The 19,265-nt window shown below is 55.4% G+C and carries 19 protein-coding genes and 1 other RNA gene; 10 read left to right on the forward strand and 10 right to left on the reverse strand.

The window, feature by feature from the left end:
• Window positions 1-18: 18 nt before the first annotated feature.
• An RNA gene (gene rnpB, locus IEX96_RS06130) (RNase P RNA component class A) lies at window positions 19-409 on the reverse strand.
• A 147-nt stretch (window positions 410-556) separates the two neighbouring features.
• On the opposite strand from rnpB, the gene IEX96_RS06135 reads away from it, so the two are divergent.
• Entirely contained in the window at window positions 557-829 is a 273-nt protein-coding gene (locus IEX96_RS06135) for a hypothetical protein (RefSeq protein ID WP_150004919.1), read from the forward strand.
• A 31-nt stretch (window positions 830-860) separates the two neighbouring features.
• On the opposite strand, the gene IEX96_RS06140 is transcribed toward IEX96_RS06135, so the two are convergent.
• Window positions 861-1,502, reverse strand: a complete 642-nt coding sequence (locus tag IEX96_RS06140) for a TetR/AcrR family transcriptional regulator (RefSeq protein WP_188873627.1) — start codon at window positions 1,500-1,502, stop codon at window positions 861-863.
• A gap of 177 nt (window positions 1,503-1,679) precedes the next feature.
• Here IEX96_RS06140 and IEX96_RS06145 point away from each other — a divergent pair, with 177 nt between their 5' ends.
• The gene (locus tag IEX96_RS06145; protein WP_150004917.1) at window positions 1,680-2,879 is read left to right on the forward strand and encodes an efflux RND transporter periplasmic adaptor subunit; all 1,200 of its coding nucleotides are present in this window, start codon (window positions 1,680-1,682) and stop codon (window positions 2,877-2,879) included.
• Complete coding sequence (locus IEX96_RS06150) at window positions 2,879-6,052, forward strand: efflux RND transporter permease subunit (RefSeq protein ID WP_229773579.1); 3,174 nt, start codon at window positions 2,879-2,881, stop codon at window positions 6,050-6,052. The genes IEX96_RS06145 and IEX96_RS06150 overlap by 1 nt, the downstream gene beginning before the upstream one ends.
• Window positions 6,053-6,089: 37 nt before the next feature.
• On the opposite strand, the gene IEX96_RS06155 is transcribed toward IEX96_RS06150, so the two are convergent.
• The gene (locus IEX96_RS06155; protein WP_150000841.1) at window positions 6,090-6,323 is read right to left on the reverse strand and encodes a hypothetical protein; all 234 of its coding nucleotides are present in this window, start codon (window positions 6,321-6,323) and stop codon (window positions 6,090-6,092) included.
• 44 nt (window positions 6,324-6,367) lie between these two features.
• A complete protein-coding gene (locus IEX96_RS06160) occupies window positions 6,368-7,123 on the reverse strand; it encodes a hypothetical protein (protein WP_150004915.1) in 756 nt (251 codons plus the stop codon).
• A 164-nt stretch (window positions 7,124-7,287) separates the two neighbouring features.
• On the opposite strand from IEX96_RS06160, the gene IEX96_RS06165 reads away from it, so the two are divergent.
• Both IEX96_RS06165 and IEX96_RS06170 read left to right on the forward strand, forming a co-directional pair.
• Window positions 7,288-8,214: a glutaminase gene (locus tag IEX96_RS06165; protein ID WP_150004914.1), complete on the forward strand. Its 927-nt coding sequence runs from the start codon at window positions 7,288-7,290 to the stop codon at window positions 8,212-8,214.
• A 138-nt stretch (window positions 8,215-8,352) separates the two neighbouring features.
• Window positions 8,353-8,865 (forward strand): tetratricopeptide repeat protein, encoded by a 513-nt coding sequence (locus IEX96_RS06170; RefSeq protein WP_188873628.1) that lies wholly within the window; start codon window positions 8,353-8,355, stop codon window positions 8,863-8,865.
• Window positions 8,866-8,913: 48 nt separating this feature from the next.
• Here the strand turns inward: IEX96_RS06170 and IEX96_RS06175 are convergent, their stop codons facing one another.
• Both IEX96_RS06175 and IEX96_RS06180 read right to left on the reverse strand, forming a co-directional pair.
• A complete protein-coding gene (locus IEX96_RS06175; RefSeq protein ID WP_150004912.1) occupies window positions 8,914-9,453 on the reverse strand; it encodes a choice-of-anchor V domain-containing protein in 540 nt (179 codons plus the stop codon).
• Between the two features lie 11 nt (window positions 9,454-9,464).
• Window positions 9,465-10,478: a Vgb family protein gene (locus IEX96_RS06180; protein WP_229773567.1), complete on the reverse strand. Its 1,014-nt coding sequence runs from the start codon at window positions 10,476-10,478 to the stop codon at window positions 9,465-9,467.
• Between the two features lie 171 nt (window positions 10,479-10,649).
• On the opposite strand from IEX96_RS06180, the gene IEX96_RS06185 reads away from it, so the two are divergent.
• Window positions 10,650-11,399 carry a DUF4197 domain-containing protein gene (locus IEX96_RS06185; protein WP_150004911.1) on the forward strand — a complete coding sequence of 250 codons (750 nt, stop codon included), beginning with the start codon at window positions 10,650-10,652 and terminating at the stop codon, window positions 11,397-11,399.
• 28 nt (window positions 11,400-11,427) lie between these two features.
• On the opposite strand, the gene IEX96_RS06190 is transcribed toward IEX96_RS06185, so the two are convergent.
• Entirely contained in the window at window positions 11,428-12,960 is a 1,533-nt protein-coding gene (locus IEX96_RS06190) for an acyl-CoA carboxylase subunit beta (protein WP_188873629.1), read from the reverse strand.
• Window positions 12,961-13,201: 241 nt separating this feature from the next.
• Here IEX96_RS06190 and IEX96_RS06195 point away from each other — a divergent pair, with 241 nt between their 5' ends.
• Complete coding sequence (locus tag IEX96_RS06195) at window positions 13,202-13,786, forward strand: putative metalloprotease CJM1_0395 family protein (RefSeq protein ID WP_150004910.1); 585 nt, start codon at window positions 13,202-13,204, stop codon at window positions 13,784-13,786.
• A gap of 55 nt (window positions 13,787-13,841) precedes the next feature.
• On the opposite strand, the gene dapE is transcribed toward IEX96_RS06195, so the two are convergent.
• The 3 genes from dapE to IEX96_RS14190 form a co-directional block, all read right to left on the reverse strand.
• Complete coding sequence (gene dapE, locus IEX96_RS06200; RefSeq protein WP_150004909.1) at window positions 13,842-15,029, reverse strand: succinyl-diaminopimelate desuccinylase; 1,188 nt, start codon at window positions 15,027-15,029, stop codon at window positions 13,842-13,844.
• On the reverse strand, window positions 15,029-15,874 hold the full coding sequence (dapD, locus tag IEX96_RS06205; protein ID WP_150004908.1) for a 2,3,4,5-tetrahydropyridine-2,6-dicarboxylate N-succinyltransferase: 846 nt from the start codon (window positions 15,872-15,874) through the stop codon (window positions 15,029-15,031). The genes dapE and dapD overlap by 1 nt, the downstream gene beginning before the upstream one ends.
• A gap of 114 nt (window positions 15,875-15,988) precedes the next feature.
• The gene (locus IEX96_RS14190; RefSeq protein WP_268238495.1) at window positions 15,989-16,117 is read right to left on the reverse strand and encodes a hypothetical protein; all 129 of its coding nucleotides are present in this window, start codon (window positions 16,115-16,117) and stop codon (window positions 15,989-15,991) included.
• 154 nt (window positions 16,118-16,271) lie between these two features.
• Between IEX96_RS14190 and IEX96_RS06210 the strand changes: the two genes are divergently transcribed.
• The 3 genes from IEX96_RS06210 to IEX96_RS06220 all read left to right on the forward strand — a co-directional run bounded on the left by IEX96_RS06210 (window position 16,272) and on the right by IEX96_RS06220 (window position 19,225).
• Complete coding sequence (locus IEX96_RS06210; RefSeq protein WP_188873631.1) at window positions 16,272-16,985, forward strand: peroxiredoxin family protein; 714 nt, start codon at window positions 16,272-16,274, stop codon at window positions 16,983-16,985.
• Window positions 16,986-16,995: 10 nt separating this feature from the next.
• Entirely contained in the window at window positions 16,996-17,742 is a 747-nt protein-coding gene (locus IEX96_RS06215; protein ID WP_188873632.1) for a glutathione S-transferase family protein, read from the forward strand.
• 175 nt (window positions 17,743-17,917) lie between these two features.
• A complete protein-coding gene (locus IEX96_RS06220; RefSeq protein ID WP_150005032.1) occupies window positions 17,918-19,225 on the forward strand; it encodes a M24 family metallopeptidase in 1,308 nt (435 codons plus the stop codon).
• Window positions 19,226-19,265: the final 40 nt, after the last annotated feature.

Below are 19,265 nucleotides of genomic sequence, written 5' to 3' on the forward strand. Positions count from 1 at the left end.
CAAAATAATCAGGGGAAAGGCGTCAGATGGCCTATAAGCCGGGTTCTGTACATTCGCGCATAAACGCGAAGCGGCGACCATTCCTCTAGGGCTACCGTTGCCGGCAGCCTCAAGCGATCAACCCGGACGACAGCCCAAAGACACGGCCATTCGTCGTCCCTATTCGATCTTGCTCCCGGTGGGGTTTACCATGCCCGTTCTGTTACCAGACCGGCGGTGCGCTCTTACCGCACCCTTTCACCCTTACCCGGCATGTGACCCGCAAATGCGGCAGGCCGGGCGGTTTGCTTTCTGTGGCACTATCCCTGAAGTTGCCTTCGCCGGGCGTTACCCGGCACCGTATCTCCGTGGAGCCCGGACTTTCCTCGAAACCCTCATAAAAGGATCGCGCGGCCGCCCGGCCATCTGACGCGCCAAGGACATGGGGCAAAAGCCTGCCCAGATCAAGCCTTCTTGGCAGCAAAGCCCCATTTACCACTTTGGATGCTTGCACGCCGGCATGGGATAAGGCAGTGTCTGCGCATCGTCCATCCGGCAAAGATTATACAAAAATATTATGGCTCAACATTTTGCTCTTCGCCCCGGCTTTATCCTTCGCACCGCCAGCCTGGCCCTTTTGGCTTTTGGCTTGTCAGGCTGCAGCTGGTTTTCTTCAGACAAGGACGTGGACCCCATTTTCGCGGATCTGCCCATGGGCCCCGATACCCGCTCTGTGGCGAAACAATTGCCCGACGGGCTCCCCGGCGATACGGAAAATGAACGCCATATGCGCTCGACCATGGCTCCCAAAGAGCTGGCCCCCAATGATGGGCAAGCCGCGCCCAACTAAGACAAAGACCGGCTCTTGATATGGGGCGGCCCTAGCCTTCTTGCGGTGGGTACAGCTTTAGAAATGTGGATACCACATCGGCCACATGCCGGTTGATCTCGTCCGCTTCTATTCCGGATGCCAGCCCCAGAGTGCGCTTTAGATACAAATCGCCGCGCAACAATGTCGCAAATAATTGAGAAGCCTTTTGAGCATCGGCACAGATCAGGTCGCCGCGTTCATGGGCATATCGGAACACCGATTCCAATGCCTGCGCCAAGCGCCCCGGCCCTTCTTCAAAAAACATCGCCACCAATTTGGGGTGACTTTCCGCATTGCCCGCTAAAATACGGAACATGGCCACCGCATCATCGGACAAGATCAGGCGCATATATTGCTGCCCAAGACGGTTCAGCGTTTCCTTGATCGAACGATGGCCGGCCGTATCCAACAGATCGTCTTGAAAAAAATCCGACACCCGATGGCCGATCACCGCGCGAAACAGCCCTTCTTTGCTTTTAAAATGGCCATAAACGGTTTGTTTGGAAACTTCGGCTTTACTGGCAATCTGATCCATCGAGACCCGATCAAATCCAACGCTCAGAAACAAGGCGCTGGCAGCATCAAGGATCGCCCGGTTTTTATCCGCACTGCGTGGCCGCCCCCGGCTTTTTTCCAAGCCCTGCCGAGCCATCGAAGCTGTTTTTTCCATCTGCGCCTTATTTACATAAATTTCTGTCATTATTTACCCGATGGTAACTGAAAGGGCTGATGTTATATATTGGACTATACAGTCTAGTTTGTTATAAAGGCGTTCAAAGGCAGGGGCAAGGCCCAACCGAATGATCAGGCAAACAGGAACGATCTGCGCATGACCGGATTTTCGCCCACACAACTGCGTCGCTTTTCTTTGCTGGCGGGCATCGCATTCATCGTCATCATGCTTGTTATCTTGATGGGCCGGATAGGCTTTAAGGAATCGGGCGCGGAAAAGCTGACACAAGAACGCGCCTTGCCGGTATCGGTCTTGAAAGTGAATATCCGCGATCATTACGACATTTCCCGTGGTTTTACCGGACGGGCGGTATCACGCAGGCAAGCGGATCTGGGGTTTGACAGCGGGGGCATTGTGCGCCGCGTTCTGGTGGATACCGGGGCGATTGTGGAAAAGGGGCAGATTCTGGCGGTGCTGGATACGGACCGGTTGCTGGCCCGCCGCTCGGAATTGGTGGCCCAGCTTGCGGAAGCCGATGCCAATCTCGTTGTTGCCCAAAAAACCGCCGAGCGCAGCCGTGCCCTGTTCAAGCAAGGCCATGTAACAGAGCAACGGCTCGATGATGCCGTGGCCAATGCCGATACCGCAAAAGCCCGGCGCAGCAGTGCCAATGCCGCCCTTGCCAGCCTGGAAGTGGATATTGAAAAATCCCGCCTGATTGCGCCCTTTGATGGCATGGTCTCTCGCCGTTTGCTGGATGAAGGAGCCATTGTGGCCGCCGGCGAGCCTGTTTTGTCGCTGATTGAAAACGGCGGTCTGGAAGCGGAAGTGGGCATGCCGCTCGATTTTGCGCATCGCTTGGCAGCGGGGGATCATGTGCCATTAAGCACGCAGGACGGGGATCTGGTCTTTGCGCAAGTGAAGGCCATTGTGCCCTTCGTACGCGGAGAAACACGCACCGCCCTTGTCACCATGGATATTACGGGTGATGCCTCGCAATTGATTGCCGATGGCTCGCTTGTGACCGCCAGAATCACCGATCCCGTCAACACGTCCGGCTTCTGGTTGCCGCTTGAGGCCTTGACCGCCGATGTGCGGGGCCTGTGGCGGGTTTATAAGGTGGTTCTTGATGAACAAGGCCGCCATCATGTGGTGTTTGAAAATGTGCAGATCTTGCACAATGAAGTAGACCGCGTGTTTGTATCTGGCACCGTGCGCGATGGAGATCTGATCATTGATGGGGGCGTTGCGCGCGTCACTCCGGGCAAGCATGTGGACATCGTTCAAACCCGCCAAATGGGGCCGCAAGGCCAATTGCCCGGCAAAACAGCCACGGATACGGACGGGGCCGAGTGATGCGCAGTCTGTATAATTATCCGCGCCTGATCATCTTGTTGCTGCTGTTGATTCTGGTGGCCGGCAGCGCGGCGGTGACCACCATGCCGCGCCTTGAAGACCCGCATATGGAAAACCGGGTGGCCTTTGTGATTACCCGCTTCCCCGGGGCCAGTGCCGAGCGGGTGGAAGCCCTGATCACCGAAAAACTGGAGCGCAAGATCCGAGAAGTCTCGGAAGTGGATGATATCTCTTCGGCCTCGCGGCTGGGGCTATCCTTCATCACCATCGAGATGAAAGACGAAGTGACCGATGTGGACCGGGTGTCCAGCTTACTCCGTGACAAGATCAATGAAGTCACCGATTTGCCGCCCGGCTCCCTTCCCCCTGTCTATGATGATGACCGCCTTTATTCTCTGACCAGCATCATCGGCCTTGTGTGGCACGGCGAAGGCACCCCCAATTATGCAATTCTGGGCCGCCATGCGCGGGAACTGGAAACCCGGCTCAGCAATGTGGCCGGTACCGATTTCGTGCGGACCTTTGGCCTGCCTTCGGAAGAAATCTCTGTCACTCTGGACGACGATATGCTGGCCGCCATGGGCATGTCTGCCGCCGATGTGGCCAACCGGATTTTTGCCGCCGATTCCAAAAACACCGCAGGCACGGTATCGGGTGCAAGCAACCGCTATGTGGTGCAAGTATCCGGCGCCTTTGACAGCCTTGAACGGATTCGCACCATCCCGCTGACCACCAGCGCCGAAACCGGCATGGCCACGGTGGGCGATGTGGCAAAAATCGAACGCACCCACCGCGACCCGCCGGATTCGCTGGCCTATCTTTCTGGCGATTATGGCGTGGTGGTGGGCGCCCGCATGCTGGAAACCAGCCGTATCGATACATGGATGGACACCGTTCATGCGGTGCTGGACGATTATCAGACAACCTTGCCGGAAAACATCACCGCCGATGTTTTGTTCGATCAGGCGAAATATACCAATGAACGCCTGTCGGATCTGATGGACAATCTGATCTATGGGGCCATCATCGTCATGGTCACCTTGCTGGTCACTTTGGGGTGGAAGGCCAGCATCATTGCAGGCTCTATCCTGCCATTGGCGGCTTTGGCGGCCTTGGCGGCGCTCAATATCTTCGGCTTTCAAATCGAACAGATGGTGGTCACCGGCCTGATCGTTGCCCTTGGTATCATGGTGGATAATGCCATCGTGGTAACCGATGATGTGCAAAGCAGGCTTTTGCGCGGCGAACGGCGCAGCCAGGCCGTGGCGCGGACCGTGGCAAAGCTTTGGCTGCCTTTGATGGGCTCGACCATCACCACCATCATCGCTTTCATGCCGATCATCTTGATGCCCGGCAATGCGGGGGAATTTGTCGGCGGGATTTCCGCCAGCGTGATCGCCGCCCTTGTGGCCAGCTATATCATCAGCTTTACCATTATCGTTGCCATGGCGGGCCGGGTTCTGGGGAAAAACACATCTCCACAAACATCAGACAGTCTGGACGAATCGCCCCGCACATGGTGGAATGAAGGGGTGAATGCAAAACCGGTGCGGCTGGCCTTTCGCCGGTCTCTGGGCTGGTCGATGGCCCATCCAAAACTCTCCATGCTGATGGCCAGCGCCTTGCCGATCTTCGGGATTTTTTCCGCAAGCACGCTTACCGAGCAGTTTTTTCCGCCCGCCGACCGCGACCAGTTCCATATCGAAATGACATTGCCCACGCAGGCCTCCATCGAGGAAACCCGCGCCTTGGTGGAAGATGTGCATGCCATGCTAAGCGCCGACCCGGATCTGCTGTCGGCCCATTGGTATATCGGGCAAAGCGCCGCAAAATTTTATTATAATCTGATCAGCAACCGCGATGGGGCTGCCAATTACGCCCAGGCCATGATCACCGCCACCAGCGATGAAGCCACCAATCGCATGATCGATGTCTATCAGGACAAATTGGACAGGGCCTATCCCCATGTGCAAACGCTGGTGCGCAAGCTGGAACAAGGCCCCCCTTATGATGCGCCGGTGGAACTGCGTCTTCATGGCCCTGATCTTGAAACCCTGCGCGATCTGGGGGAACAGGTGCGTCAGGTCATGGCCACCGTGCCATCGGTGATCCATACCCGCACCAGCCTTGAGGTGGGTCGCCCGGAAATCCGTGTCGAAGCCGATGAACGGGCCGCCGCCACATTGGGCCTTGATCTGCGGGCCGTTGCCGATCAATTACGCGCCGCAGTGGATGGGGTGCAGGGCGGCTCCATCATCGAAGAAACCGAAGAAATCCCGGTTCGCGTGCGTACCAGCGCCGACAACCGGTCCGATATTGCCGGATTGCGGGAACTGGAACTTGTCCCCCCCGTGCGGGGCCGCGCCGCTGATGGCAGTTTCACCAGCGTTCCCCTGACCGCTCTCGCCCGCATTGATGTAACGCCCTCTGTGGGCTCTATCGCCCGGCGCAATGGCGAACGGATAAACACGATACAAGGCTTCATCCTGCCCGATGTGTTGCCAGAAACCGCCTTTGCCGAAATCACGAAGCGGCTGGAAGATGCGAATTTTCAAGTGCCGCCGGGCTATAGCATCGATTTTGGTGGCGAAAGTGAAGAACGCAACAAGGCTGTGGGCAAGCTGATGGCACAGGCAGGTGTGCTGGCGGTGTTGATGGTCATTGCCATCGTCCTCACCTTCGACAGCTTCCGCCTTGCAAGCATCACCTTTGCCTCGGCCATTCAAGCGGCGGGTCTGGGGCTGCTGGCCCTGTGGGTGTTCAATTATCCGCTGGGCTTTGTGGTCATTGTCGGGCTGATGGGGCTTGTAGGGCTGGCGATCAATGCCTCCATCGTTATTCTATCTGAACTGAAAAACGATCCCGCCGCCCGCTCTGGCGATAATGAAGCGATCATCCACGGCGTTCTTTCCACCGGACGGCATATCATTTCCACCACATTGACAACGGTGGGGGGCTTCATGCCGCTGATCTTGTCCCCCAGCCAGTTCTGGCCACCTTTTGCCGTGGCCATCGCCGGTGGCGCATTTCTAACCATGCTGGTATCGTTTTATTTCGCGCCTGCGGCCTTCAAGCTGTTCGTCTGCGAAAAGCCCACGCAGAAAAAAGCAAACGCACCGCAAACCCCTCCGCATCCCGGGCCAATCGAGCTTTTATCCCGCGCCGGGGAATAACCACTCTTCAAGGCGGGCCCCATATGCCGTCAAAGGCTTAAAGTGCGTCAATTTCATCATGCAACCGGCTGCGCTTGTCTGTAGCGATCCTCTCCAGCGTCCGCACCCGTTGTTCCAGATCATCCACCCGTTTCAATTGATCCGCGACCCCCAATTCCTTGAGGCGCTTTTCCAGATCTTCCATGCGGGTTTTGGTTTTCGCGCGATTTTTTACAATCTCGCCGACCGTGGCAATCAGCACGATCAGCACAACCATTTCAAACACGCCCATTTATCACTCCTTTGCGTTTGGCGGCTCTGTTTGGCCAGCCCTTATCAATCGTTCGTTTCTTTCAGATATTGATAATCCGAAAAACCGATATGGGTGACAGCATCAACGGAGATGAAAAACAGGGCCCGAACCGATAGATTCACGTCAACCTCCTGGGGAAGGATATCACCGGACAGGCTATGGCGGGCAAAGAGAAATTGCATCTCGAATTTTTTGATCTTGGCAATCATCGCCTTACTGAAAGGATTGGGGGCAAACACCCGAAATTCCGAAACAAACGGTACGCCATCGGTTTTATCCACCATGAGATGCGCTTCCAGATTCTCGCCGAAATCAACCTCGTCCTCTTCCAGAATCTCTGTAAAATCGCCTTCAAGGCGGTAAAATGCCTGATCCTCTGTTTCCTTGATCAGAAACGCGTCTTCCAAATTCAAGTCTCCGATCACATCGTGATACAACTCGAAATTATTGCTGTTGCCGTTCACCTTGAAGCTGCTGGTTTTATATTCTTCAAGCTCTTCAGACGTGGGGTCTCTCCCCTCGATGGCGACCAATTCCCATTTTTTCTCTTGGTCCAAACGGGGGTCATAGCGTTCCGTGCGGTCAAACACCTCGTCTTCCGCATCCACTTTGATCCGCCGCACAAAGCTATAGTCCAGCTGATTTGGCTCATGTTCTTTGGCAAAGGTAATGGCTTGCGCCAAAGGGCCACCTTCCCGGGCCGGGCTCTGCGCTGCAGCGCCCCCCATCTGCACGAAACAAAAAGCGCCGGCCGCCATCAGGAAATAGATCGGTTTCATAAGCCTTATCCTCGCTATATATGGATCGTCGCCTTGTTCCGGCGACATCATTCTTATTATATCATCCCGATATAGAGCCCGTTTTGCAAGCCTTAATATACACGCCTCCTGCACGGCGCAGATCCGGTCTGGCGGTGGCTGTCCGGCCCCGTTACTGTAAGGCTATGAATTGGGAAAAGATTATCAAAGGAATCCACCGCGAGGTGGAGCCGATTTTGGGCAAGGGGGCTGTGGCAAGCTATATCCCCGCCCTTGCCAGCGCGAACCCGAAATCCTTTGCATTGGTGCTCACCACCCTTGATGGAACGGTTTATAAAAGCGGCGATGCGGACACGCCCTTTTCCGCACAATCCATATCCAAATTGTTCATGCTGACACTGGCTCTCGAAGCTTTGGGCAGCCGATTGTGGAAACGGGTGGGCCGCGAACCTTCGGGCAATGCGTTCAATTCCATTTCCCAACTGGAATATGAATGTGGCATCCCCAGAAATCCCTTCATCAATGCAGGGGCCTTGGCGGTTACCGATGCGGTGATCAGCTCGGCAGGGGACCACGGTGCCCTAGACGACATGCTCACCTTGGTGCGCAAGGCCAGTGGATCAAGCCGTGTGCGTATCGACCCGGAGGTGGCACAAAGCGAACGGGAATGGGGCCACCGCAATATCAGCCTTGGGCATTTCATGAAAAGTTTCGAGGTGATCGACAATGATGTGGATCAGGTTCTGAATACCTATTTCTGCCAATGTGCGCTGGAAATGACCGCCATCGAGCTTTCCCGCGCCGGGCTTTATCTGGCCAATGGGGGAAGCGATCCCATCAGCGGCGCCAAGATCACCCAACCGGGCCGCGCAACACGAATCAATGCCCTGATGATGACCTGCGGCCATTATGACATGTCGGGCGATTTCGCTTTTCGGGTCGGCTTGCCGGGAAAATCCGGCGTTGGTGGCGGCATTTTATGCATTATTCCCGGTATCGGCAGCCTGTGCGCATGGTCGCCGCCCCTGAATGAAGCGGGAAATTCCCTTGCCGGCACCCGCGCCCTGGAGCTGTTTGCCCGGCGCACCGGCATGAATGTGTTCCGGAATTAAAGGGCAAGCATCCGCATAAAACCTCAAGGCACAGCCACGAACCGCAGCCCTTTGCGCATCGCAGACTCCCATTACACACAGCAATATAGTAATATAGACACACTGCGCAACATTCACCCTCCAATGAGGAGACATGATATGCGGTATTATTCTTGCGCATTGGCCGCCATTTCGCTGGCCTTCACCGGCGCCGCGACCCTTGCCCAAACAACAGGAAGCCGGATCGTTAGAAACAGCGATCAGCCCGTTAACATCATCCGTTTTGAAGAACCGGCAGAAATCACCCAGATCCGCATTTTGCTGAATGACGGCAAAACGGACAAAGCCATTCTTGCGGCAGAAAATCTTCTGGAAAAAGACAAAACGCCCTTGATCCAATATGCGGCGTGGAATGCGCTTTGTGTCATACACAGCACGGTGGATGCTTGGAACAAAGCCCTCGCCGCGTGCGACAAAGCGATCAGAATCCGTCCCAATCACTGGATGGCTCTCAATTCCCGCGGCACCCTTCATCTGATGCGCGGCACAACGCAAAAAGCCATCAGCGATTATCGCGCGGCACTGGCGAACCTACCCGAAAAAAGCCATGAGGCAGACATGGTGCGCCATAATATCGACCTGGCCGAAGCACAAGCCGGCTTTGGAAGCTAAGCCGCGCTGGTCATGGCTTTTCGTTTCGTCATGGGCCACAAACATCTGTTATGGCCGCTTTGCCGAGCCTTTGGATGATCCGTTCAGGGGAATGATGCGGTGGTGGATCTGGTCGCCAAAGGGCGAGCCGTCACCATTGGCCGCATTGCCCCATAAATGGACCATGATCGCGCGGCGATCCGCATCTTTTTGCCCCATATCCTGTGGTGCCGTCCATTCAAACGCCCAGCCTTGGTCCGCTGTTTCCTGGCTGCGCCCCATGTTTCCTTGTGCTTCCACAGCCGATGTGACCGCTTTTAGCTTTCCGGCGGGAGCGCCATCCTCATAAAGCATCCGCACAGCCATGCCGCGCAAAGCCGCATCGGGAGCCTCGAAGCCGATATGCAGGCGATAGCGATGGCCGGGCAGAGGGCGTTCGGGCAACCCGTCCACCGCCAAAGCGGTGGACGGCGCGACCATATCACCATCGAAATGGCACTGATTGCAGCCTTCTGCGGGGTCCATCCCCCATGGTGCCCCATCGGGAAAGGCCAAAGCGGAAGAAGCCGCCCCGCACGCAACACACAGCGCAAAGACAGCTTCCTTCATTGCTTTTGCAATCACTGGCCAAGCTCGGCCCGCCCGATGGTATTGGCATCGGTGCCAAACCACAGAGTGTCGCTGGGGGCGTGATAATCCATATGACGCACCGACCTTGCCCCCGAAGGGATCGCGGTCACGGACACGAATTCCGCCGATTTTGTATCAAAGCCCACCAGCTGATTGGGCAACACTCCGGTTTCGGCGATCCAGACCACATCATCGGCGTCAATGGCGGTGCCATAAGGCCGCGCTTTTTCACCCGATGGCAGCGGCCATTCGGTAACCGTGCGCGTTACGGGATCATAAAGCCCCACAGTGCCACGAACATAATCCGCATAATAAATATCGCCGCCAGAGGTGATCTCCAAGCGGCGCGGGCGGGCCTCCTCATGGGGGATTTCATATTCCGTCAATTCAAGGCTTTCCGGATTCACAGATGCCAGCTTGTGGGTTCCGAACAACACGATCCACGGCGTACCATCGGGGGCCATGCGAATACCATAAGGCCGCGCACGGGGGGTGGGAACGGGGATCAAATCCACTTTATGATCCGCCACGGTTACACGCCCGATGAAATTGCCGCCCTGAACGGTGAACCAGATATGGCTTTGATCGGCATCGAACACCAGCGTATGGGGATCGCGGGCCGCAGGATCGGGCATAGCGATCTTTTCGATTTCACCACTTTCGGGGTCGAAGCGCCCGACATAGCCTTTTAGATTGCCCGCATACCAAACGATGCCATCCTTGCCGACAATCAGATTATGGGGGCCCGCCTGATCCACAAGGTCGTGCTTTTCAAAGCTGCCGTCTTGCGGATTGAGCCGCGCCAGATAGCTGCTGCGCTGCCCCACGAACCACACCTCTTTTTCAGAGACAGCGAATGGATCGCGTGGCCGACTTTCTTCATATGGGACGGTCCATTCCTTGATGGTTACCGGATTCTTTTCCTCCGATGCCGCAGGCAAAGGAGCGAACCCCACCGACATAAACACTCCGGCAATCAAAATTAAAAGCGGTCGCACCAGCATGAGCGTCTCCTTTTCTTTATAAAACGATAAGTCCCAAGTTCTGCACAGATCTGATGTCTTCAACAAAAGCAGAGAAAGTCTGTCAGTCTCACTTGGCACCTAAATGCAATCATTTGACGAAGGATCGAATAAAGCGCACATTCCATATTACATTTAAATTTGGAATATATCATGTCCCGACCCTTGCTCAATTCCCTTGTTACGTCGCTTCTGCTCCTTACCCTTTCCTTTTCCGTGCAAGCGGAACAAAGCTGGTCGAAAAAAGCAAAATCCTTATTCAAAAAAGAAAAGACAGAACAAAGCACCGCCGCGCTAAGCGAAACCGACATCAGTTCTGGACTGCGCGAAGCGCTCACTGTGGCATCGGGGCGCGTGGTGGACACCCTAGGCGCTGCAGGCGGTTATCTGGATGATCCCGAGCTGCATATTCCACTCCCAAAAACCTTGAATCGCGTTGATAAAACGCTGGACCGCATCGGCATGAGCGCCTTGACCGATGAACTTGAAGTGAGATTGAACCGCGCCGCCGAAGCCGCCGCACCCCAAGCGCGGGACCTGTTCATCGAGGCGATTTCAAGCATGACGATCACCGATGCGCGCACCATTCTTACCGGTCCGGATGATGCCGCCACGCAATATCTGAAAGGGCAAATGGGGCCCGGCTTGGCCGAAAAAATGAAACCGGTGATCGATGCCAGCCTGGAAAATGTAGGGGCGCTGGATCTATATGACGAAACCATTGCGGCTTACCGCGATGTGCCCTTCGTGCCCGATGTGAAAGGCGACTTATCAGCCTATACCACCGAAATGGCCATGAACGGCCTGTTTTCCACCTTGGCGGTGGAAGAGGCTGCCATTCGCGCCAATCCCGCAAAGCGCACAACAGATCTTTTAAAATCTGTTTTCGGCAGCCTGAACTAGGCCGTAAATCCGCAAAGAACGGTCGCCTTTAAAGCGGGATATTATCGTGCTTTTTCCAAGGGTTTTCCAAAGATTTGGTTTTCAGCACCTGCAAAGAGCGGCAAATCCGCTTACGCGTTGAATGGGGCATGATTACCTCGTCGATGAAGCCCTTGGACGCGGCCACAAACGGATTGGCAAAATGGCTTTCATAGGCTTTGGTGCGTTCGGCGATCTTGTCCGCATCATCACGTTCGGCACGGTAGATGATCTCCACAGCCCCCTTCGCCCCCATCACGGCGATTTCCGCCGTGGGCCAGGCATAATTCATATCGCCGCGCAGATGTTTTGAGCTCATCACATCATAAGCGCCACCATAGGCCTTGCGGGTAATCACCGTGATTTTTGGCACTGTGGCCTCCCCAAAGGCGAACAGCAATTTCGCCCCATGCTTGATGATGCCCCCATGTTCCTGCGCCGTTCCGGGCAAAAATCCCGGCACATCCACCAGAGTCAGGATGGGAATGTTGAAGCAATCACAAAAGCGCACGAATCGCGCTGCTTTCTTCGAGCTGTCAATATCAAGGCATCCCGCCAGCACCATCGGCTGATTGGCCACGATCCCTACGGTTTGCCCTTCCATCCGGGCAAGGCCGATAATCATATTGCGGGCATGAAGGGGCTGCAGCTCGAAAAAATCGCCTTCATCGACAATCTTTTCGATCACTTCATGCATATCATAGGGTTTATTGGGATTGGAGGGCACCACACTGTCCAGAGACAATTCCACCCTGTCGGCCCCGTCGAAACTGGGACGGACAGGGGCGGCCTCGCGGTTGTTAAGCGACAAAAAGTCGAACATGCGCCGGGTTTGCATCAGCGCTTCAACATCATTTTCAAAGGCTTTGTCGGCCACTGCAGATTTGGTGTTGTGGGTGATCGCCCCGCCCAATTCCTCCTGGGTCACCACTTCATTGGTCACTGTTTTCACAACATCGGGGCCGGTGACAAACATATAAGAGCTGTCTTTCACCATGAAGATCATATCGGTCATGGCAGGCGAATAAACAGCCCCGCCCGCGCATGGGCCCATAATCACCGAGATTTGCGGCACCACGCCGGAGGCCAGCACATTGCGCTGGAATACATCGGCATAGCCCGCCAAAGACGCCACGCCTTCCTGAATACGTGCGCCCCCCGAATCGTTCAGCCCGATCACCGGCGCCCCCACCCTCATGGCCATATCCATGACCTTGCAGATTTTCTGGGCATGGGTTTCCGAAAGCGACCCGCCAAACACGGTGAAATCCTGGCTGAACACATAGACAAGGCGGCCATTGATGGTCCCGGACCCTGTCACCACGCCGTCGCCGGGATAGGACATCTTCTCCATGCCGAAATCGGTACAGCGATGGGTGACGAACATATCCATTTCTTCAAAAGAACCTTCATCGAGCAAAACCTCGATCCGTTCTCTGGCCGTCAGCTTGCCGCGGGCATGTTGGGCATCGATCCTTTTCTGTCCGCCTCCCAAACGCGCCTGGGCGCGACGGTCTTCCAGTTCTTTAAGGATCTCTTTCATAAAACTCCCCACAGGATCGCAGTTTAAAGGCGCTGGCCATTCGGTTTTAGGGCCTCGAACAGGCCTCCGCAATCCTTACCACCTTATCCGCCCCGATGAATCCTCAAAAATCCGCCAAAAACTTACGCGCTTTTAACGGAAATGCGCTAAAATCCCCCGCATGATCGGTATTTCTTCTGCAAATGCGGGTTTGTTCCCTCCTTCCATCATCCCGGCCACGGCATCGGGGCAAGGAGCAGATGTGCCAGCATCACCGGCGCTCCAAGATGGATTACGTGCGGGGGAGCCCATCATAGCGAGGGCTGCGGCTCCATCGCTTGGACAAAACCTGCTGGCGGGCGAAACGGCGCTCACCGCCCAAGCCGGTGAAGACACGGAAGACACCCGACAGCCAAGCGACCCGCCAGCCCTGCCCGATGATTTAAGCGCCGAAGAACAAGCGCAGGTGAATGAACTGCGCGCCCGCGATCGGGAAGTGCGCGCCCATGAAGCCGCCCACGCAACGGCCGGGGCAGAATTGGCCGGACAACCGCAACTGGAATTTGAAACCGGACCGGACGGGCGGCAATATGCGGTGGCGGGTGAAGTCTCTATCGACAGCGGCCCCATCGCAGGCGACCCGCAAGCCAGCATCAACAAATTGGAAAAAGTGGTTCGCGCTGCCTTGGCACCGGCACAACCGTCATCACAAGACCGCGCCGTGGCCGCACAGGCACAAGCCGATCTTCAGGCTGCCCGCGCCGAAGCCGCCGCACTTGAACAAGAAGTGCTTCAAGGAACGGCGCCTGTCACCCAACCGGGCGAGGGGCTGTCGCTCATCGTGTGATTTATGCGGGTCTGGAGATCAACGGCCTTCAAAGCCGTCACATAGGGCCAAAGCCTCAAGCCAACAACCGGTCCAGAATATCGCCATAAATATCGCGCAGGGCCGCAAGATCGGCCAGACTGACACATTCATTGGCTTTGTGCATGGTGGCCCCCACCAGCCCGAATTCCGCCACCGGACAGTAATTCTTGATAAAGCGCGCATCCGATGTGCCGCCGGTGGTGGATAAGGCTGGCGGCTCTCCCAAACGGGCTTCGATGGCCCCTGCTATGGCATCGGAAAACGGCCCCGGCGGCGTTAAAAACGCATCGCCCGAAACGGTAATATCCAGATCATAGGGCACGCCCACCGCATCCAGCCGCGTCCGCACCCAGTGTTCCAGACTGTCCCCTGTGTGCAGGTCATTGAAGCGGATATTGAACGCCGCCTCTGCCTTGCCGGGAATGACATTGGTGGCGGGATTGCCCACCTCGATATTGGTGATTTCCAAATTCGATGGCTGGAAATGTGCGGTGCCCTGATCCAGTTGATCGCGGCCCAAGGCCTCCAACAACCGCACAAGGCCGGGAATGGGATTATCCGCCAGATGCGGATAGGCCACATGGCCTTGATGACCACATACCGCCAGCCGCGCATTGAAACTGCCGCGCCGTCCGATTTTCACCATTTCCCCAAGACGCGATGGATTGGTGGGCTCCCCCACAAGGCACATATCGGGGATATGGCCATTGGCTGCCATCCATTCCAGCACCTTCACCGTGCCATTGATGGCCGGGCCTTCCTCGTCGCCGGTGATAAGAAAACTGATGGAGCCATCAAAGCCCCCCTTATGCGCGGCCAGAAAACCGCTGACCGCCGCCACGAAGGCCGCAATGGCCCCCTTCATATCGGCCGCGCCGCGCCCCATCAGCACACCATCTTCAATCAGGCCGCCAAAAGGGTCCACCTGCCAGCTATCAGGGTGGCCCACCGGAACCACATCCGTATGGCCCGCAAAACACATATGCGGTGCGCCACAGCCAAGACGGGCGAATAAATTGTCCACCCGCGCTGTTCCCGGCGCATCGAAAGGCAGGCGATGGCAGGAAAAGCCCAAAGATTCCAAAACGGATTGCAACAGGTCCAGCGCCCCTTCATCACGGGGCGTCACCGATGGACATCTTATCAAACTTTGCGCAAATGCCGCGGCATCAAGGCAGCCATCGGGTGCAAACAGATCCGCAAAGGCGTGATCGCGGCGCATCAGCTACGCAACAGCTCGTTGATAGAGGTTTTGGCGCGGGTTTGCGCATCGACGCGCTTGACGATCACCGCACAATAAAGCCCCGGCCCCGGCGTGCCATCGGCCAAAGGCTTGCCCGGCAAAGTGCCCGGCACCACCACGGAATAGGCGGGCACCCGCCCTTGGAAAATCTCGCCGCTTTGCCGGTCCATAATCTTGGTCGAGGCCCCCAGATATACCCCCATTGACAAGACAGACCCTTCTTCCACCCGCACCCCTTCCGCCACTTCGGCGCGGGCTCCAATGAAACAATTATCCTCGATGATTACCGGCGCGGCCTGCAAGGGTTCCAACACCCCGCCAATGCCCGCCCCACCCGAAAGATGCACATTGGCACCGATCTGCGCACAAGATCCCACCGTGGCCCATGTATCCACCATGGCCCCTTCGCCCACATAGGCCCCCAGATTGACAAAAGACGGCATCAGCACCGCGCCTTTTCCAATGAAAGCAGAGCGGCGCACAATGGCCCCCGGCACGGCACGGAATCCGGCATTCTGAAATTTGGCCGCCGTCCAGCCTTCAAATTTTGAAGGCACCTTGTCAAACCATGTGGTGTTGGTGCCCGGCCCGCCTTCGATCAGTTCCATATCGTTCAGGCGGAAAGACAGCAAAACCGCTTTTTTCAACCATTCATGCACCACCCATGCGCCATTTTCCTTGGAGGCAACGCGCAGGGTTCCTTCATCGAGGGCGGCCAAGGCGGCCTCCACGGCTTCCCGGTGTTCGCCTTTGCTTTGGGGGGAGAGGCTGTCGCGCATGTCCCAAGCATTTTCAATATGTGCGCGAAGATCAGACTGGGGCATGGATTCTTTCCAAACTGCGAAACATAAGAGAAGATTCAATAAAACATCATTTGGCGGGCGAGGATACGCGTGGGCAAAACATAGTCAAGGTGAAGCATCGGAAATGGGGTGCCTCTAGCCCTTCAAATCCCCGGATTGGGCGCGCAAAAAGCCCAGCAGATCATCCGTTTCATGGTGCACCGCCGCTTTTACATGGTCCACATGCCCCCATTGATAAGAGGTTTTCAACCACACAGTGGTCATGCCCAATGCCGCCTTCATACATCACGCCCCCCCCTAAACAACAGAATGACTTTCCACACCGAAATAATTATGTTAAAAACGCAAACGTTTGCCTTCATCAAAAGAACACGCAAAAATATGGCACCAAGCCGCCGGAATGCGAGAGGAGCGACCCATGACCAAGATGATCTATAACGCGCCCCGTTTCACCGTAAAACAATATGACTGGGATTTATTCAAAGGCCCAAGGGCAGGCGAAGAGGCCCAAGACTTCACTTTGACCACATTGGATGGCAAAACGGTCAGCCTCTCGGACTTTAGGGGAAAGTGGCTCGTGATCGAAACAGGATCAGCCACCTGCTCCATGTACACAAAGAATATTCCGGGCATGCAAAAACTTCGCGACGATTTTCCCGATGTGGAATTCATCATCGTCTATGTGCGGGAAGCCCACCCCGGCGAACGGCTTAGCCAGCACGCTTCTTTTGAAGAGAAAAAGAAAGCCGCCACTTTACTTGCCCCGCGCTATGGCGAGGATCGCCCAGTATATATCGATTCCTATGAAGGAGACATGCACAAATCCTATGGGGGCATGCCCAACATCATATATGTGATCAACCCCGAGGGTAAGGTTCACTATCGCTGTAATTGGGCCACTGTTGATGGCCTGCACGAAGCACTGTCGGACCGAACAAAGATCCACACTGTTGAAAATGCAGACATGAAAAAATTGAAGGCTAGCCGTGGCATGATGGTAGCCTTACGCACCATGTGGACCGGCGGCTTTATCGCTCTTTGGGACTTTGTGAAGGCCACCCCGAAACTGATCAAACGCCATAAGCTGGTGGATGATTATTATAATAAACACGGCAAATTCAGAAATTCCTAAAGGCCCCATCATGCCCATCATTGAACCAGAAAACCACTTGGTTAGAGAGCTACGAGGGGTGCATCTTTTCCACAGCCCCTTCTCAAATTGCTCGCAACGAACTCGACTCATTCTGGCGGAAAAGAAGATCCCATGGGAAAGCCATGTGATCAATCTGATGGAGTTCGAGCATTTGACACCGGATTATCAGGGCATCCATCCCAAAGGCGTGGTCCCTGCCCTTGTGCATGATGGGACGGTCGTTATCGAATCCCACGACATCATCCAATATCTGGACGACCATTTCCTTGGCCCCAAGCTGATGCCAACCACGCACCATGAGAAAAATCTGGTTTTTCCATGGATGGAGCTGGGCGACGACTTGCAAATCAGCATCAAGACCCTGACCTATGAAAAACTGTTTCGTGACAAATTCCCGCCCACGCAAGAGAAATTTGCCTATTATGCCGCCCACCAACGAAATCCAAATTTGGTCGACTTTTATCGCCGCTATCTAGAGGGCTTCGATCCCGACGATTTAGCAGGTTATGAAGCCACAGTTGGTGATTTTCTTCAGCGAATCGACAAACAATTAGAACGCACTGTATGGCTTGCCGGACCCCAGATTTCGCTCGCTGATTTTTCCGCCGTGGTGAATGTCCATCGTGCATCGAAGCTAGGTTTCAATCTTAATGATTATCCATATCTAGAACATTGGTATAATCGCATTCAGGCGCGCCCAAGCTTTGACACGGCGATCACCGCTTATGTGCCCTAGCAAGCTTATAGCCATATAAATACTGTTCAATGATTGACGAACCCCCGGAAGTATGCATGATAAGGCAAACGTTTGCGCTTCCCACTCCAAACACCGTTAAGGATGTGCCATGAGTTCAGATCATTCCCATCATTCCCATGACGGCAGGCCCTGTGATCACGAGCATGAGCGAGAAATGCTCAAAAAGCCGGCCGCCCTTTCCGAGCGGCTGGAAATCCTGCCCGACGATATTGATCCAAAACATGACTGGACGCGCCTCAATGCCCATGGCGTAATGAATGTGGATTTTGAAGAGCGTGTAGATTTTCGCCGCCTGCACAGATACCGGCTGAGCCGGGCGCGGCAGGCGTTGCGCAACTCCGATCTGGGCGCCCTTTTATGCTTCGATAACAATAATATTCGTTACATTACCTCGACTATGATTGGTGAATGGTCGCGCGATAAATTCTGCCGCTATACGGTGCTGACCGGAAATGGTGAACCCCATTTGTGGGATTTCGGATCGGCTGCCGCCCATCATCGCATTTATGCTCCATGGTTACAGCCGGTATGTTGCCATGCAGGCAATGTAGGGTTGCGCGGCACTATTCCACCAGATCAAGGTCTGGTGAAACGGGCTGCACAGGAAATTCACGATGTTCTGCGCGAACAAGGCGTCGCTAATATGCCTGTCGGTGTGGATGTGATCGAACCACCGATGATGTTCGAACTGCAAAAGCTTGGCATTGATGTGCGCGATGGGCAGCAGGTGATGCTTGATGCCCGCGAAGTAAAAAGCCGCGATGAAATCATGCTGCTGAACACAGCCGCTGCAATGGTGGATGGCGTTTATCACGATATTTATGAAGCGTTGAAACCCGGCGTTCGTGAATCAGATATCGTGGCTATGGCCTCTAAGCGTCTGTTTGAGATGGGCTCCGATGATGTGGAGGCCATCAATGCGGTCGCCGGAGAGCGCTGCGCCCCCCATCCGCACAATTTCACCGATCGCATCATCCGCCCGGGCGATCAGGCTTTTTTCGACATCATTCAGGCCTATATGGGCTATCGCACCTGCTATTACCGCACCTTCAATGTGGGAAAGGCAACACCTGCGCATCATGACGCATACCGAAAAGCCCGCGAATGGATGGACGAAGCTTTAAGCCGGGTTCGTCCCGGTGCCAGCACCGACCATATCGCCGCAGCATTCCCCAAAGCTGAAGAGTTCGGCTTCCCCAATGAAATGGAGGCGTTCGCTTTACAATTTGGGCATGGGCTCGGGGTGGCATTACATGAACGGCCCATCATTTCACGCCTTGTGTCCATGGATCATCCGATGGAGATCAAGGAAGGCATGGTGTTCGCGCTGGAAACATATTGCCCTGCAAAAGATGGATCCGGAGCAGCACGCATCGAAGAAGAAGTGGTGGTCACAGCCGATGGGGCGAAGGTCATCACCCTCTTCCCTGCTGAAGAGCTTCCAATCGCCAATCGTTATTGATCCAGCCACCGCCGTCTATGGCGTTTTCGGGGAGGGCCCG

Origin of the sequence: Iodidimonas muriae, from assembly GCF_014647255.1 — a bacterium.
GTDB lineage: Bacteria > Pseudomonadota > Alphaproteobacteria > Sphingomonadales > Rhodothalassiaceae > Iodidimonas > Iodidimonas muriae.